The following is a 15,025-nucleotide window of genomic DNA, read 5'->3' as shown; positions in this document are numbered from 1 at the left end:
GTCACGACAACGGCGGCCGCCGCGCATGGACGGCGCGGCGGCGCGGCAGCGGTCAATACGCGACGGTCGCGATCTCGCGCACGAAGCTGTGCTGCTCGAGCGCATCGACGAACGCGACGGCGTAATCCTCCGCCGAGATCCGGCTGTCGCCGTGCGCGTCGGCGATCAGCGTGCCCGCGCCGGTGCGGAACGTGCCGGTGCGCTCGCCGGGCGCGATCAGTGCGGCGGGCGCGAAGAACGTCCAGTCGAGATCGCCGACCGTTTTCAGATAGTCGAGCGCTTCGCGATGCGCCAGCGCGACCGCCTTGTACGCCTGCGGGAAGCCGTCGGTGTCGACCAGTTGCCGGCCGGGCGCGACTTCGAGCGAACCCGCGCCGCCGACCACGACGAGCCGCTTCAGCCCGGCCTGCCGTGCGCCCGCCACGAGCGCCCGCGCGGCCGCGACGACCTTCGCGGCATCGTCCTCCTGCGGGCCGTATGCGCTCGCGACCACGTCGTGACCCGGCAGCACGGCCGCAATGCTGGCCGGCTCGAACAGGTCGGCCGCCTGCGCGACGATGCCGTCGCCGGCCGCGCCCGGTCGGCGCGACAACGCGGTCACGCGATGGCCGCGGCGGGCCGCTTCAGCGGCGATGCGCGAGCCGATCATCCCGGTGGCGCCGAACAGCGCGATGTTCAACGGATGGTGCGTCATGTCGATTCTCCAGAAATAAAGGTAACTGCAGTGATTACATATAAGGCCGAAAAAAAACGGAGCGAACTCCGTTGCGCGAGCCACCGCGCGGTCCACCAGGCGCCGCCCCAGCGCCTTCAGCAGTCGGCGCCCTACCCCGCGCCGCTGCGTTGCTCCGATGCGAGCACGTCCGCCGTGACGTCGGCGAGCGTGCGCGTGGCGAGCGATGCTTCCATCGCGCGCTGCGCATCGCCGATATAGTCGATCAGCACGCCCTGGATGTGCCGCCCGACCATGCACGCCGGATTCGGCGCCTCGCGATGCAGCGCGAACAATTGCGCATCGTCGACCGCGCGATACACGTCGAGCAGCGAGATGTCGCCCGGCTCGCGCGCGAGCAGCGCCCCGCCGCCCGCGCCGAGCTGCGACGTGGTCAGCCCGGCCGCCGCCAGCATCGACAGCAGGCGCCGGATCAGCGCCGGGTTCGTGTTCACGCTGCCCGCGATGATCTCGGACGACAACGGCACGCCGTCCTGCATCGACAGCAAGGCAAGCACGTGCACGGCAAACGCGAACCGGCTGCTGGTATTCATTCGTCACTCGCTCAACGACGCCGGCCCGAACCGCGACCGGCGACAATGTGTAACCACTATAATTACATTTGACGACTTGCGCAAGCGCACCGTCACTGGCCGCTGGCAGGCTTTGCGCCGGCCGCGTTCTGCTGGCTCCACTGCTGGAGCTTCTTGCCGGCCTCGGCCATCTTCGCGCCGGCTTCGGACGCCGCATGCGCGACGACCGCCGACGCGGCCGCATCGAACTGCGCCTGCGCGGCCGATGCCAGCCCGCTCGCGGAAAGCGGCGGCACCGCAGACGCAGCCGACGCGATGCCGGCCTTCGCGGCATTGAGCTGCTGGCTCACGGTGCTCGCTACCTGGTCGAGCGCCTGGGCCGCGTGGTTCGCGGCATCGGCGGCCGCGCTCGCAGCCGTATCGGGTTGGTTCGCCGGCGCACCGGACTTCTCGCAGCCCGCGAGCAACAGCACCGTAGCAGCGGCCGCAGCCGCCAGCATCGCGCCGGGCGCGCGTCGCGCCGGCCATGTCTTCATCTTCATCAGCAATCTCCGGCCATGCAGGTACGGCCTGGTTGGTTGGACCGGTGTCGATGATACCGCCTGTGTCACCGCGGCCATGAAGCGTCGCGATCGAACACGCGGTGCAATTTCGAATTCGTCTGATTCAAGCGCCCGCGCAACGCTACTAAAGTCGGCAGGCCTACAACCGTTTCGCTCGCTTCCCGCTCCCCATGGCTTTTCTCATCGACTGGTTCATCGCGCTGGCCGCGGCACTCGCCACCAGCCTGTTCGTGTGTCTTCGCGCGCCAGCCGCGCGGCGCTTTCGCGACGACGGCCGCCCGCGCCGCGTCGCATCCGCGCGCCTGCTCGCCCAGGCAGTGATCGGCTTCTGGACGGCGGCGCTGATCGTCGTGCAGGGCATTCTCGGCCCCGACGGCCACGGACAATCGGTCACCGGCTTCGCCTCGCTGGCAATCGCCGCGCTCGGGCTCGCCGCCGTCGCCACCTATTGGACCGCCTGCGCGCTGCGGCTGCGCCGCCCGCGCCGCATGTTCACGCGCCACTGACGCACCAGACCGGCGCATCCGCCCGCACCACCACGCGCCACACGCGCCATCACGCGCACCAGTTACGCACACTCCGCACCGCACACGTGCCTTTGCTATCGAAACGGCGCCGTCGGCAGCCCGCCCCGTTTTCGTGCAACCCTCATTGGAAAGCCGCGCCGTACGGCACTTCGCACCAACTACACGCAATCACTCACCAACTTGGCTCGAAATTTGCATTCCTTGCCCATTTTTTGCGCAAGGATGTAACGGCATGGATGGTCTGAAATCCGGCGTCGACACACTGTTCCTGTTGATCGGCGCCGTCATGGTGCTCGCGATGCACGCGGGCTTCGCTTTCCTCGAACTCGGCACGGTCCGCAAGAAGAACCAGGTCAACGCGCTGGTGAAGATCCTGGTCGACTTCTCGGTGTCGACGCTCGCGTACTTCTTCATCGGCTACACGATCGCGTACGGCGTCGAATTCTTCGACGACATCGGCTCGCTGTCGCAGCACAACGGCTACGCGCTGGTGCGCTTCTTCTTCCTGCTGACGTTCGCCGCGGCCATCCCGGCAATCGTGTCCGGCGGCATCGCGGAACGCGCGAAATTCAATCCGCAGCTCGTCGCCACGATGATCATCGTCGGCTTCATCTATCCGTTCTTCGAAGGGATCGCATGGAACGAGCGCTTCGGCGTGCAGGCGTGGCTCACGCACGCCTTCGGCGCGCCGTTCCACGATTTCGCGGGCTCGGTGGTCGTCCATGCCTTCGGCGGCTGGGTCGCGCTGCCGGCCGTGCTGCTGCTCGGCGCACGCCACGGCCGCTATGCGAAGGACGGCCGCATTGCCGCGCATCCGCCGTCGAACATTCCGTTCCTCGCGCTCGGCGCGTGGGTGCTGGCGGTCGGCTGGTTCGGCTTCAACGTGATGAGCGCGCAGACGCTCGACAAGATCAGCGGCCTCGTCGCCGTGAACTCGCTGATGGCGATGGTCGGCGGCACGCTCGCCGCGTGGATGGCCGGCCGCAACGACCCGGGCTTCACCTACAACGGCCCGCTCGCCGGCCTCGTCGCGGTGTGCGCGGGCTCCGACGTGATGCACCCGATCGGGGCGCTCATCACCGGCGCCGCGGCCGGCGCGCTGTTCGTCGCGATGTTCACCTGCGTGCAGAACAAGTGGCGCATCGACGACGTGCTCGGCGTGTGGCCGCTGCACGGCATGTGCGGCGCGCTCGGCGGCCTCGCGGCCGGCGTGTTCGGGATGCCCGCGCTCGGCGGCCTCGGCGGCGTGTCGTTCATGTCGCAGCTGATCGGCACGCTGGGCGGCATCGCCATCGCCACCGCGGGCGGCACGCTGGTGTACGGCGCGCTGAAGGCGACCGTCGGCCTGCGGCTCGATCGCGAAGCCGAGTTCGACGGCGCGGATCTGTCGATCCACCGCATCTCGGCGACGCCGGAGCGCGACTGAGCGTCGTCGGCGCGTGAGGCGGGCGTCGGGCCGCCCGCCTCACGCCGGCCCGCCTCATCATTACGTTTTCAATTCAAAAAACTTTCATCTAGCGTCCCTACACTTCCGTCCAGTTTTCAACTTGCCTTCGTCTTGCTTTCCGCTCGCCTGCACGACGAAAGCCATTCTTCCAACATCTGAAACTGGACTCCACATGCCCGCGTTGCCCAATGCTTCCCGTCGTCAGGCCCTGAAGATCCTCGCCGGGGCGCCGATGCTGCCCCTTTCCGGCCTCGCGCTGCCGGCCCTGTTGACCGGCTGCGGCGGCGACGACAATCCGACGGCCACGCCGGCCGCCGCCTATGCGTCGGCCGCGTTCGCGGCGATGGCTGCGCCGACGCTCGACAATCCGGGCGCGATGGCCGCCACGACGGTGGGCTCGACGCTGGCGGTGTCGTTCTCGGACGGCTCGTCGCGCAACTTCAAGCTCGCGTACCGGCCGTTCTTCGTGACGGGCGACATGGTGCCGGACGGCAAAGGCGGCACGATCCTCGCGGGCGGCTACTACGACATCAACAACCAGCCGATCATCGACCGCTCGGTGGCCGGCAAGGAGCGCCAGTTCTATTCGGACTGTCCGGACGGCAGCTCGCTGCTCACGCTGAAGAACGCGAACGTGGCGGGCGTGAAAGGCAACACGGTGTTCGCCGTCGTGCAGTTCGAATACACGACGCGCGACCAGGCGAGCGCGTCGCAGTACGGCCAGCTGCCGTCGCCGATCGCGGTCATCACGCTCGACCAGGATCCTGCCACCGGCGCGCTGAAGGTCGTCAAGTATCACAACGTCGACACGTCGAAGGCGCACGGGCTGTGGATCACCTGCGGCGCGAGCCTGTCGCCGTGGGGCACGCACCTGTCGAGCGAGGAATACGAGCCGGACGCGACGAAGGCCGCGACCGACGCGCAGTTCAAGGCGTTCAGCCGCAACACGTTCGGCGACGAGACGAAGGCGAACCCCTACCACTACGGCCATCTACCCGAGATCACGGTGAATCCGGACGGCACCGGCACGGTGAAGAAGCACTACTGTCTCGGCCGCATCTCGCACGAGCTGATCCAGGTGATGCCGGACCAGCGCACCGTGATGATGGGCGACGACGCGACCAACGGCGGGCTGTTCATGTTCGTCGCCGACAAGGCGGCCGACCTGTCGGCCGGCACGCTGTACGTCGCGAAATGGACGCAGACGACCTCGGCCGGCGCCGGCAGCGCGACGCTCACGTGGATCAGGATCGGCCATGCGACGAGCAGCGAGATCGAGACGCTCGCGAACACGCTGAAGGCGTCGGACATCATGGACGTCGCCACGGTCGATCCGGCCGACGCGAGCTATACGAAGATCCACTTCGGCGGCAAGTTCAACTGGATTCGCGTGAAGCCGGGGATGGAAAAGGCCGCCGCGTTCCTGGAGACGCACCGCTACGCGGCGCTGATCGGCGGCAGCATGGCGTTCACGAAGCTCGAGGGCACGACGGTCAACGCGCGCGACAAGATCGTCTACTCGGCGATGTCGCGGATCGAGACGTCGATGATCAAGGGCAACGCGGTGTCGCGCGACGTCGCGCTCGACAAGAAGATCGCCGCGGGCGCCGTCTACGCGCTGAACCTGAAGGGCAGCCAGCGCGACACGACGGGCGCCGCGATCGACAGCGACTGGGTGCCGGTCGACATGAGCGCGCCGGCCGCGCTGGTCGGTGAGGACCTGGCCGCCGCCGACGCGCTCGGCAACCTTGCGAACCCGGACAAGATCGCGAACCCCGACAACCTGAAGTTCTCGGAGAAGCTGCGCACGCTCTTCATCGGCGAAGATTCAGGCATGCACGTGAACAACTTCCTGTGGGCGTACAACGTCGACACGAAAGCCCTCACGCGCGTGCTGTCGTGCCCGGCGGGCGCCGAATCGACGGGCCTGCACGCGGTGGACGAGATCAACGGCTGGACCTACATCATGAGCAACTTCCAGCACGCGGGCGACTGGGAAACGCCGCTGCACGACAAGGTCAAGCCGACGCTCGATCCGCTCGTGCGCGCGAACTTCAAGGACCGCTTCGGCGCAAGCATCGGCTATCTGACGGCCGAGCCGACCAGCATCAAGCTCGCGAAGGCCTGAGCGTCAACCGGGGCGCGCGGCGCCCCGCTTCATCGTCACGTTTCATTCGTCGGCGCTCCACGCCGTCTTCTGCGCGATGCCCATTGCGGGCGTCGCGCTTTTTTTTGCACGGCGATGAAGGCGGTGCGAACGACGACGCGGCCGGGCGATAGACTCGCGGTTGACGCGGTAGACTGCGCTGTCGGGGAAACTGCGGCGTTCGGCCGCAGGTGTCGGCGTTGCGTCGGCGGCGGGCAAAAAAAAGCGCCACGGAGACCGTGGCGCTAAAAAAGTTCTAGCCATTCCGAGGGCCGTGCTAGAACCTGAGAGACTGCGCGAAACACCGTAGCGGGTTAAACTCCTGAAACGATGTTTCGAAAACGTGAGACATTCTTTCCGTTTCCGGCCGCCAAGTCAAGCGGTATTTGCACCGGCCTCTTCACTTTCCGGCAATAGTGAGTTGGCGGTTTCCCCAGTAAACCCAAGGGTGAACCCGTAAAATGTCATACGATGAACGATTCACCCATGGAACATGCATGTTTTGACAATCATCGTACAATTCTAACAAAATTGAAATCGAGTTTCGGAAATAGAGAGAACCGCACGTGTCGACATCTGTAACGCCTCCTGCGCCCCGAGATCGCGAATCGTCGCCGGACGAGATCACCGCCCTCGCGCGCGGTCTCGCCGTGCTGCGCCGCATCGCTGCGGCCGACGCCCCGGTAAGCAATCGCGAGCTGACCGAATTGACCGGTATCCCGAAGCCGACGGTATCGCGCATCACCGCGACGCTCGTCAGCGCCGGCTTCCTGTTCCAGCTGCCCGACAGCGAACGCTTCGTGCTGACGGCGTCCGTCCTCGAGCTGAGCCACGGCTTCCTGCGCAACTTCGACATTCGCGCACGCTCGCGGCCGTTCATGATCGAACTGGCCGAACGCACGTCGCTGTCGGTGCACCTCGCGGTGCGCGACCGGCTCGACATGGTCGCGATCGACGTGATCCGGCCGCGCTCGGCGGTGCTGGTCACGCGTCTGGAAATCGGCTCGCGGATGGACATCGCGCGCACGGCGGTCGGCCGCGCGTATCTCGCGGCGCTCGAGGACGACGAGCGCGACACGCTGCTCGACGCGCTGCGCGCGACGGCCGGCGACGACTGGCCACTCGTGTCGGCGCGCCTGAAATCCGGCCTCGACGAAGCGCTCCGCGACGGCCATGCGCTCGCGGTCGGCGAGTGGCGCGAAGGGCTGAACGCCGTGGCGGCCGGGTTCGTCGGGCCGTCGGGCCAGCGCTATTCGGTGAACTGCGGCGGCGCGTCGAGCCAGTGCTCGCCCGAATGGCTGCAGGAACACGTGGTGCCCGCGCTGCACGAATGCATCGCGAAGATCACGCGCGAGATCGGCGGCTCGCCGGCGCGGCGCAGCATCGTGTAATCGATTCGTCATCGTCGCGTCGCGTTCTTCGTGTGCTGTAACGGCCGTAACCCGTTGAAAGATGGGCCACTGGACTGTAGCGGGGACGGCACGTAGGATCATGCCCATCGTCGCGCCGCAGCCGCGGCGCACAATGCGCTCTTTCCCGCGCGGGTCCGACGGGCCGGACCGAGCCGGCCCCGCCGGCGCTGCGTGCGCACGCGCGATCGGCGCATTTGCCGCGTTTACCGCGTGTACGGCGCCTACCGGCACGCCGCGCCGCCTTCCCGACAGAACACGATGGACAACCAACCCAAGCCCACGCCCCCTTCGAAGGACCCTGCCCCCACTGCCGCACGGCGCCCGCGCCGCACGCTCGCGATCGGCACGCTCGCGGTCGTCATCGTCGGCGGCCTGCTGTGGTGGCATCCGTGGCGGCGCACGCCCGCCGACGCCCCCGGCGCCGCCGGCCCGGCGTCCGGCGCGATGGCCGGCGGCGGCCATCGCGGCCGCGGCGGCCCCGCTGCGATGGCGAACGTGCCGCAGCCCGTGTCGGTCGCAACCGCGACGCAAGGCGAGATGCCGATCGTGCTGTCCGCGCTCGGCACCGTGACGCCGCTCGCGAACGTCACCGTCAAGAGCCAGCTGTCGGGCTACCTGCAGTCGGTCGCGTTCCAGGAAGGCCAGATCGTGAAGAAAGGCGACCTGCTCGCGCAGATCGATCCGCGCCCGTACCAGGTCTCGCTCGAGAACGCCGAAGGCACGCATGCGCGCGACACGGCGCTGCTCGCGACCGCGCGTCTCGATCTGAAACGCTATCAGACGCTGCTGTCGCAGGACTCGATCGCATCGCAGACGGTCGACACGCAGGCGTCGCTCGTCAAGCAATATGAAGGCACGGTGAAAACCGACCAGGCCGCGATCGACTCCGCGAAGCTCAATCTCACGTACGCGCGCATCACCGCGCCGGTCGCGGGCCGCGTCGGCCTGCGTCAGGTCGACGCCGGCAACTACGTGACGCCGGGCGACACGAATGGAATCGTCGTCATCACGCAGCTGCAGCCGATCAGCGTGATCTTCACGACCTCGGAAGACAACCTGCCGGCGATCCTCGAGCAGGTGAACGCGGGCCGCAAGCTGTCGGTCACCGCCTACAACCGCAACAACACGGTGCCGCTCGAGACGGGCTCGCTCGAGACGCTCGACAACCAGATCGACACGAGCACCGGCACGGTGAAGCTGCGCGCCACGTTCGCGAACGCCACGGGGCGGCTGTTCCCGAATCAGTTCGTCAACACGCGGCTGCTCATCGACGTGATCCGCAATGCGACGATCGTGCCGACCTCGGCGGTGCTGACCGGCTCGATCGGCCAGTTCGTGTACGTCGTCAAGCCCGACAACACGGTGACGGTGCGCAAGGTCAAGACCGGCCCGGTCGACGGCGAACGCACGAGCATCGTCAGCGGCGTCGCGCTCGGCGAGCGCGTGGTCACCGACGGCTCCGATCGCCTGCGCGAAGGCTCGAAGATCTCGATCCCCGCCGACAAGCCGAACGGCGCGTCGGGCGCACATGGGGCCGGCGCGGCAGCGGGTGCGTCGGGGGCTTCAGGCACAACCAGTGCATCGGACGCATCGCGCACGGGCGCCCATCGCGGCGGCCACCGCACCGGCGCGTCGCACGCAGCGGCCGCGTCGGCCCCGTAACGCACGGGCCGCTCGATGAATCCATCCCGCCTGTTCATTCTCCGGCCGGTCGGCACCGCGCTGCTGATGGCTGCGATCATGCTGGCCGGCCTCGTCGCGTTGCGCTTCCTGCCGCTCGCCGCGCTGCCCGAAGTCGACTATCCGACGATCCAGGTCCAGACCTTCTATCCGGGCGCGAGCCCGGAGGTGATGACGTCGTCGGTCACCGCGCCGCTCGAGCGGCAGTTCGGGCAGATGCCGTCGCTGAACCAGATGTCGTCGCAGAGCTCGGCCGGCGCATCGGTGATCACGCTGCAGTTCTCGCTCGACCTGCCGCTCGACATCGCCGAGCAGGAAGTGCAGGCCGCGATCAACGCGGCCGGCAACCTGCTGCCGTCCGATCTCCCTGCCCCGCCGATCTATGCGAAGGTGAACCCGGCCGACGCGCCGGTGATCACGCTCGCGATCACGTCGAAGACGCTGCCGCTCACGCAGGTGCAGGACCTGACCGACACGCGCCTCGCGATGAAGATCTCGCAGATCGCGGGCGTCGGCCTGGTGAGCCTGTCGGGCGGCAACCGGCCGGCCGTGCGGATCCAGGCGAACCCGACCGCGCTCGCGAAGTACGGGATGAACCTCGACGATCTGCGCACGACGATCTCGAACCTGAACGTCAACACGCCGAAGGGCAATTTCGACGGCCCGACGCGCGCCTACACGATCAACGCGAACGACCAGCTCACGAGCGCCGACCAGTACAACGACGCGGTGGTCGCATACAAGAACGGCCGCCCGGTGATGCTCACCGACGTCGCGCAGATCGTCGCCGGCTCGGAGAACACCAAGCTCGGCGCCTGGGTGAATGCGGAGCCGGCGATCATCCTGAACGTGCAGCGCCAGCCGGGCGCGAACGTGATCGCGACCGTCGACGCGATCAAGGCGCAGTTGCCGAAGCTCCAGGAGACGCTGCCCGCCGCGCTCGACGTGCAGATCGTCACCGACCGCACGACGATGATCCGCGCCGCCGTGCGCGACGTGCAGTTCGAGCTGCTGCTCGCGGTCGCGCTGGTCGTGCTGGTGATGTACCTGTTCCTCGCGAACGTGTACGCGACGCTCATCCCGAGCCTGTCGGTGCCGCTGTCGCTGATCGGTACGCTGGCGGTGATGTACATGGCCGGCTTCTCGCTGAACAACCTGTCGCTGATGGCGCTCACCATCGCGACCGGCTTCGTCGTCGACGATGCGATCGTGATGATCGAGAACATCGCGCGCTACGTCGAGGAAGGCGACTCCGGGCTCGAGGCCGCGCTGAAGGGTTCGAAGCAGATCGGCTTCACGATCATCTCGCTGACGGTGTCGCTGATCGCCGTGCTGATCCCGCTGCTGTTCATGGGCGACGTGGTCGGACGCCTGTTCCACGAATTCGCGATCACGCTCGCGGTGACGATCGTGATCTCGGCGATCGTGTCGCTCACGCTCGTGCCGATGATGTGCGCGACGCTGCTGCGCCATTCGCCGCCGCATGAAAGCCATCGCTTCGAAGCGCGCGTGCACCGCGCGATCGACTGGGTGATCGCCCGCTACGCGGTCGCGCTCGAATGGGTGCTGAACCGCCAGCGCTCGACGCTGGTGGTCGCGCTGCTCACGCTCGCGCTGACCGCGCTGCTCTACGTGTACGTGCCGAAGGGCTTCTTTCCCGCGCAGGACACCGGCGTGATCCAGGCGATCACGCAGGCGCCGCAGTCGATCTCGTACGGCGCGATGGCCGAGCGCCAGCAGGCGCTCGCCGCCGAGATCCTGAAGGATCCGAACGTCGAGAGCCTCACGTCGTTCATCGGCGTCGACGGCACCAACATCACGCTGAACAGCGGCCGCATGCTGATCAACCTGAAGGCGCGCGACGCGCGCAGCGAGTCGGCCGCGCAGATCATTCGCGACCTGCAGCGGCGCGTCGCGAACGTGACCGGCATCTCGCTGTTCATGCAGGCCGTGCAGGATCTGACGATCGACTCGACCGTGAGCCCGACGCAATACCAGTTCATGCTGACGAGCCCGAACCCCGAAGAGTTCGCGACCTGGGTGCCGAAGCTCGTCGCGCGGCTGCAGCAGGAGCCGTCGCTCGCCGACGTCGCGACCGATCTGCAGAGCAACGGGCAGTCGGTCTACGTCGAGATCGACCGCGCGAGCGCCGCGCGTTTCGGCATCACGCCGGCGACCGTCGACAACGCGCTGTACGACGCGTTCGGCCAGCGCATCGTGTCGACCATCTTCACGCAGTCGAACCAGTACCGCGTGATTCTCGAATCGGAGCCGCGCGAGCAGCATTACGCGCAGTCGCTGAACGACATCTATCTGCCGTCGGCCGGCGGCGGCCAGGTGCCGCTCGCGTCGATCGCGACGTTCCACGAACGGCCGTCGCCGCTGCTGGTCGCGCACCTGTCGCAGTTCCCGTCGACCACGATCTCGTTCAACCTCGCGCCGGGCGCGTCGCTCGGCGAGGCCGTGAAGGCGATCGGCGCGGCCGAGCACGACATCGGCCTGCCCGGCTCGTTCCAGACGCGCTTCCAGGGCGCGGCGCTCGCGTTCCAGGCGTCGCTGTCGAACCAGCTGTTCCTGATCCTGGCGGCGATCGTCACGATGTACATCGTGCTCGGCGTGCTGTACGAGAGCTACATCCATCCGATCACGATCCTGTCGACGCTGCCGTCGGCCGGCGTCGGCGCGCTGCTCGCGCTGATGATCACCGGCCACGACCTCGACATCATCGGCATCATCGGCATCGTGCTGCTGATCGGCATCGTCAAGAAGAACGCGATCATGATGATCGACTTCGCGCTCGAAGCCGAGCGCGTCGAAGGCAAGCCGCCGCGCGAGGCGATCTACCAGGCGTGCCTGCTGCGCTTCCGGCCGATCCTGATGACGACGCTCGCCGCGCTGCTCGGCGCGGTGCCGCTGATCGTCGGCGCCGGCGCGGGCTCCGAGCTGCGCCAGCCGCTCGGCATCGCGATCGCGGGCGGCCTGATCGTGTCGCAGGTGCTGACGCTGTTCACGACGCCGGTGATCTATCTCGGCTTCGACAGCCTCGCGCGCCGGACGCGCGGCTGGTTCGAGCGGCACGGCCCCGGCGCCGGCAAGCGGACCGGTGCGTAAGCGATGAACCTGTCGCGCCCGTTCATCACCCGCCCCGTCGCGACGACGCTGCTCGCGCTCGGCGTCGCGCTCGCGGGGCTGTTCGCGTTCATCCGGCTGCCGGTGTCGCCGCTGCCGCAGGTCGACTTCCCGACCATCCTGGTGCAGGCATCGCTGCCGGGCGCGAGCCCCGAAACCGTCGCGACCAGCGTGACGAGCCCGCTCGAGCGGCATCTCGGCTCGATCGCCGACGTCAGCGAGATGACCTCGACCAGCACCGTCGGCAACGCGCGGATCGTGCTGCAGTTCGGGCTGAACCGCGACATCGACGGCGCCGCGCGCGACGTGCAGGCCGCGATCAACGCGGCGCGCGCCGATCTGCCCACGTCGCTCAAGAGCAATCCGACCTACCGCAAGGTCAACCCGGCCGACTCGCCGATCATGGTCGTGGCGCTGACGTCGGAGACGTCGTCGCCGGCGAAGCTGTACGACGCCGCCTCGACGGTGCTGCAGCAGTCGCTGTCGCAGATCGACGGGGTCGGCCAGGTGGCGATCAGCGGCTCCGCGAATCCGGCCGTGCGCGTCGAGCTCGAGCCGCAGGCGCTGTTCCACTACGGGATCGGCCTCGAGGACGTGCGGGCCGCGCTCGCGTCCGCGAACGCGAACAGCCCGAAGGGGGCGATCGAGTTCGGCCCGACGCACTACCAGCTCTATACCAACGACCAGGCGTCGCGCGCGTCGCAGTACAGCGATCTGGTGGTCGCGTACCGCAACGGCGCGGCCGTGCGGCTGTCCGACCTGTCCGACGTCGTCGATTCGGTCGAGGATTTGCGCAACCTCGGGCTGTCGAACGGCAAGCGCGCGGTGCTCGTGATTCTGTACCGCTCGCCCGGCGCGAACATCATCGAGACGATCGACCGCGTGAACGCGGCGCTGCCGCAGCTCACCGCCTCGCTGCCGGCCGACATCACGGTCACGCCGGTGCTCGACCGTTCGACCACGATCCGCGCGTCGCTGAAGGACACCGAGCGCACGCTGCTGATCGCGATCAGCCTGGTCGTGATGGTCGTGTTCCTGTTCCTGCGCAACTGGCGCGCGACGCTGATTCCGAGCGTCGCGGTGCCGATCTCGATCGTCGGCACGTTCGGCGCGATGTACCTGCTCGGCTTCTCGATCGACAACCTGTCGCTGATGGCGCTGATCGTCGCGACCGGCTTCGTCGTCGACGACGCGATCGTCGTGCTCGAGAACATCACGCGCCACATCGAGAACGGCAAGCCGCGCTTGCAGGCGGCGTTCGACGGCGCGCGCGAGGTCGGCTTCACGGTGCTGTCGATGAGCCTGTCGCTGGTCGCGGTGTTCCTGCCGATCCTGCTGATGGGCGGCATCGTCGGGCGGCTGTTCCGCGAATTCGCGCTGACGCTGTCGCTCGCGATCGGCGTGTCGCTCGCGGTGTCGCTCACCGTCACGCCGATGATGTGCGCGCGGCTGCTGCGCGAAGCGCACGACGTGCATGAGGAAGGCCGCATCGGCCGGTTCCTCGAGCGCTGCTTTGCGCGGATGCAGCGCGGCTACGAGCGCACGCTGTCGTGGGCGCTGCGCCGCCCGCTGCTGGTGCTGCTGATCCTGTTCGCGACGGTCGGGCTGAACGTGTATCTGTACATCGTCGTGCCGAAGGGCTTCTTCCCGCAGCAGGACACCGGGCTGATGATCGGCGGCATCCAGGCCGACCAGTCGACGTCGTTCCAGGCGATGAAGCTGAAATTCTCGGAGATGATGCGCATCGTGCAGGGCAACCCGAACGTGAAGAGCGTCGCGGGCTTCACCGGCGGCTCGCAGACCAATTCGGGCTTCATGTTCGTCACGCTGAAGGACCGCACGGAGCGCAAGCTGTCGGCCGATCAGGTGATCCAGCAACTGCGTCAGCCGCTGTCGCAGGTCGCGGGCGCGCGCACGTTCCTGCAGGCCGCGCAGGACATTCGCGTGGGCGGCCGGCAGAGCAACGCGCAGTACCAGTTCACGCTGCTCGGCGATTCGAGCGCCGAGCTGTACAAATGGGGGCCGCTGCTGACCGAAGCGCTGCAAAAGCGCCCCGAGCTCACCGACGTGAACTCCGATCAGCAGCAAGGCGGCCTCGAGGCGATGGTGACGATCGACCGGGCGACGGCCGCGCGGCTCGGCATCAAGCCCTCGCAGATCGACAACACGCTGTACGACGCCTTCGGCCAGCGCCAGGTGTCGACGATCTACAACCCGCTGAACCAGTACCACGTCGTGATGGAAGTGGCGCCGAAGTACTGGCAGAGCCCGGAGATGCTCAAGCAGGTGTGGATCAGCACGTCGGGCGGCAGCGCCAACGGTTCGCAGACGACCAACGCGACGGCCGGCACCTTCGTCGCGACGGCGGCCGGCACGTCGAGCGCCGGCACGGCCGCGACCAGCGCCGCCGCGATCGCGGCCGATTCGGCGCGCAACCTGGCGCTGAACGCGATCGCGTCGAGCGGCAAGTCGAGCGCGTCGTCGGGCGCCGCGGTGTCGACGTCCAAGTCGACGATGATCCCGCTGTCGGCGATCGCGACGTTCGGCCCGAGCACGACGCCGCTGTCGGTCAACCATCAGGGCCTGTTCGTCGCGACGACGATTTCGTTCAACCTGCCGCCCGGCGTGTCGCTGTCGCAGGCGACCCAGGCGATCTACGAGACGATGGCGCAGATCGGCGTGCCGCCGACGATCGTCGGCAGCTTCCAGGGCACCGCGCAGGCATTCCAGCAATCGACGAACAACCAGCCGATCCTGATCCTCGCGGCGCTGCTGGCCGTCTACATCGTGCTCGGCGTGCTGTACGAGAGCTACATCCATCCGATCACGATCCTGTCGACGCTGCCGTCGGCCGGCGTCGGCGCGCTGCTCGCGCT

10 protein-coding genes are annotated in these 15,025 nt (G+C 67.8%); 7 read left to right on the top strand and 3 right to left on the bottom strand.

What is annotated here, in order from left to right; all coding sequences use genetic code 11:
• Window positions 1-52: 52 nt before the first annotated feature.
• From EX20_RS08025 to EX20_RS08015, 3 genes are all read right to left on the bottom strand, one after another.
• A complete protein-coding gene (locus tag EX20_RS08025; RefSeq protein ID WP_034193209.1) occupies window positions 53-694 on the bottom strand; it encodes an NAD(P)-dependent oxidoreductase in 642 nt (213 codons plus the stop codon).
• Between the two features lie 131 nt (window positions 695-825).
• Complete coding sequence (locus tag EX20_RS08020; protein WP_011884064.1) at window positions 826-1,266, bottom strand: Rrf2 family transcriptional regulator; 441 nt, start codon at window positions 1,264-1,266, stop codon at window positions 826-828.
• Between the two features lie 92 nt (window positions 1,267-1,358).
• A complete protein-coding gene (locus tag EX20_RS08015; RefSeq protein WP_011884063.1) occupies window positions 1,359-1,787 on the bottom strand; it encodes a hypothetical protein in 429 nt (142 codons plus the stop codon).
• A 191-nt stretch (window positions 1,788-1,978) separates the two neighbouring features.
• Between EX20_RS08015 and EX20_RS08010 the strand changes: the two genes are divergently transcribed.
• The 7 genes from EX20_RS08010 to EX20_RS07980 form a co-directional block, all read left to right on the top strand.
• Window positions 1,979-2,314, top strand: coding sequence for a hypothetical protein (locus EX20_RS08010; RefSeq protein ID WP_034193208.1), 336 nt, complete (start codon window positions 1,979-1,981; stop codon window positions 2,312-2,314).
• 253 nt (window positions 2,315-2,567) lie between these two features.
• A complete protein-coding gene (locus EX20_RS08005) occupies window positions 2,568-3,761 on the top strand; it encodes an ammonium transporter (protein ID WP_034193207.1) in 1,194 nt (397 codons plus the stop codon).
• A gap of 193 nt (window positions 3,762-3,954) precedes the next feature.
• Window positions 3,955-5,910: a PhoX family protein gene (locus tag EX20_RS08000; RefSeq protein WP_034193206.1), complete on the top strand. Its 1,956-nt coding sequence runs from the start codon at window positions 3,955-3,957 to the stop codon at window positions 5,908-5,910.
• Window positions 5,911-6,494: 584 nt separating this feature from the next.
• A complete protein-coding gene (locus EX20_RS07995) occupies window positions 6,495-7,319 on the top strand; it encodes an IclR family transcriptional regulator (RefSeq protein WP_034193205.1) in 825 nt (274 codons plus the stop codon).
• 279 nt (window positions 7,320-7,598) lie between these two features.
• The gene (locus EX20_RS07990; RefSeq protein ID WP_034193204.1) at window positions 7,599-9,002 is read left to right on the top strand and encodes an MdtA/MuxA family multidrug efflux RND transporter periplasmic adaptor subunit; all 1,404 of its coding nucleotides are present in this window, start codon (window positions 7,599-7,601) and stop codon (window positions 9,000-9,002) included.
• A 15-nt stretch (window positions 9,003-9,017) separates the two neighbouring features.
• Complete coding sequence (locus EX20_RS07985; RefSeq protein ID WP_011884049.1) at window positions 9,018-12,131, top strand: MdtB/MuxB family multidrug efflux RND transporter permease subunit; 3,114 nt, start codon at window positions 9,018-9,020, stop codon at window positions 12,129-12,131.
• 3 nt (window positions 12,132-12,134) lie between these two features.
• Window positions 12,135-15,025 (top strand): efflux RND transporter permease subunit (locus EX20_RS07980; protein ID WP_034193203.1); only part of this gene is annotated, 2,891 nt, incomplete at its 3' end.

The organism is Burkholderia sp. WP42, assembly GCF_000745665.1.
In the GTDB taxonomy this organism is placed as follows: Bacteria; Pseudomonadota; Gammaproteobacteria; order Burkholderiales; family Burkholderiaceae; genus Burkholderia; species Burkholderia vietnamiensis.
This window is presented reverse-complemented; position numbering and strand designations above follow the sequence as displayed.

Coding starts and splice junctions, on each gene's coding strand:
- EX20_RS08025 (WP_034193209.1), bottom strand. CDS start 694: ATGACGCACCATCCGTTGAACATCGCGCTGTTCGGCGCCACCGGGATG.
- EX20_RS08000 (WP_034193206.1), top strand. CDS start 3,955: ATGCCCGCGTTGCCCAATGCTTCCCGTCGTCAGGCCCTGAAGATCCTC.
- EX20_RS08010 (WP_034193208.1), top strand. CDS start 1,979: ATGGCTTTTCTCATCGACTGGTTCATCGCGCTGGCCGCGGCACTCGCC.
- EX20_RS07990 (WP_034193204.1), top strand. CDS start 7,599: ATGGACAACCAACCCAAGCCCACGCCCCCTTCGAAGGACCCTGCCCCC.
- EX20_RS08015 (WP_011884063.1), bottom strand. CDS start 1,787: ATGAAGATGAAGACATGGCCGGCGCGACGCGCGCCCGGCGCGATGCTG.
- EX20_RS08020 (WP_011884064.1), bottom strand. CDS start 1,266: ATGAATACCAGCAGCCGGTTCGCGTTTGCCGTGCACGTGCTTGCCTTG.
- EX20_RS08005 (WP_034193207.1), top strand. CDS start 2,568: ATGGATGGTCTGAAATCCGGCGTCGACACACTGTTCCTGTTGATCGGC.
- EX20_RS07985 (WP_011884049.1), top strand. CDS start 9,018: ATGAATCCATCCCGCCTGTTCATTCTCCGGCCGGTCGGCACCGCGCTG.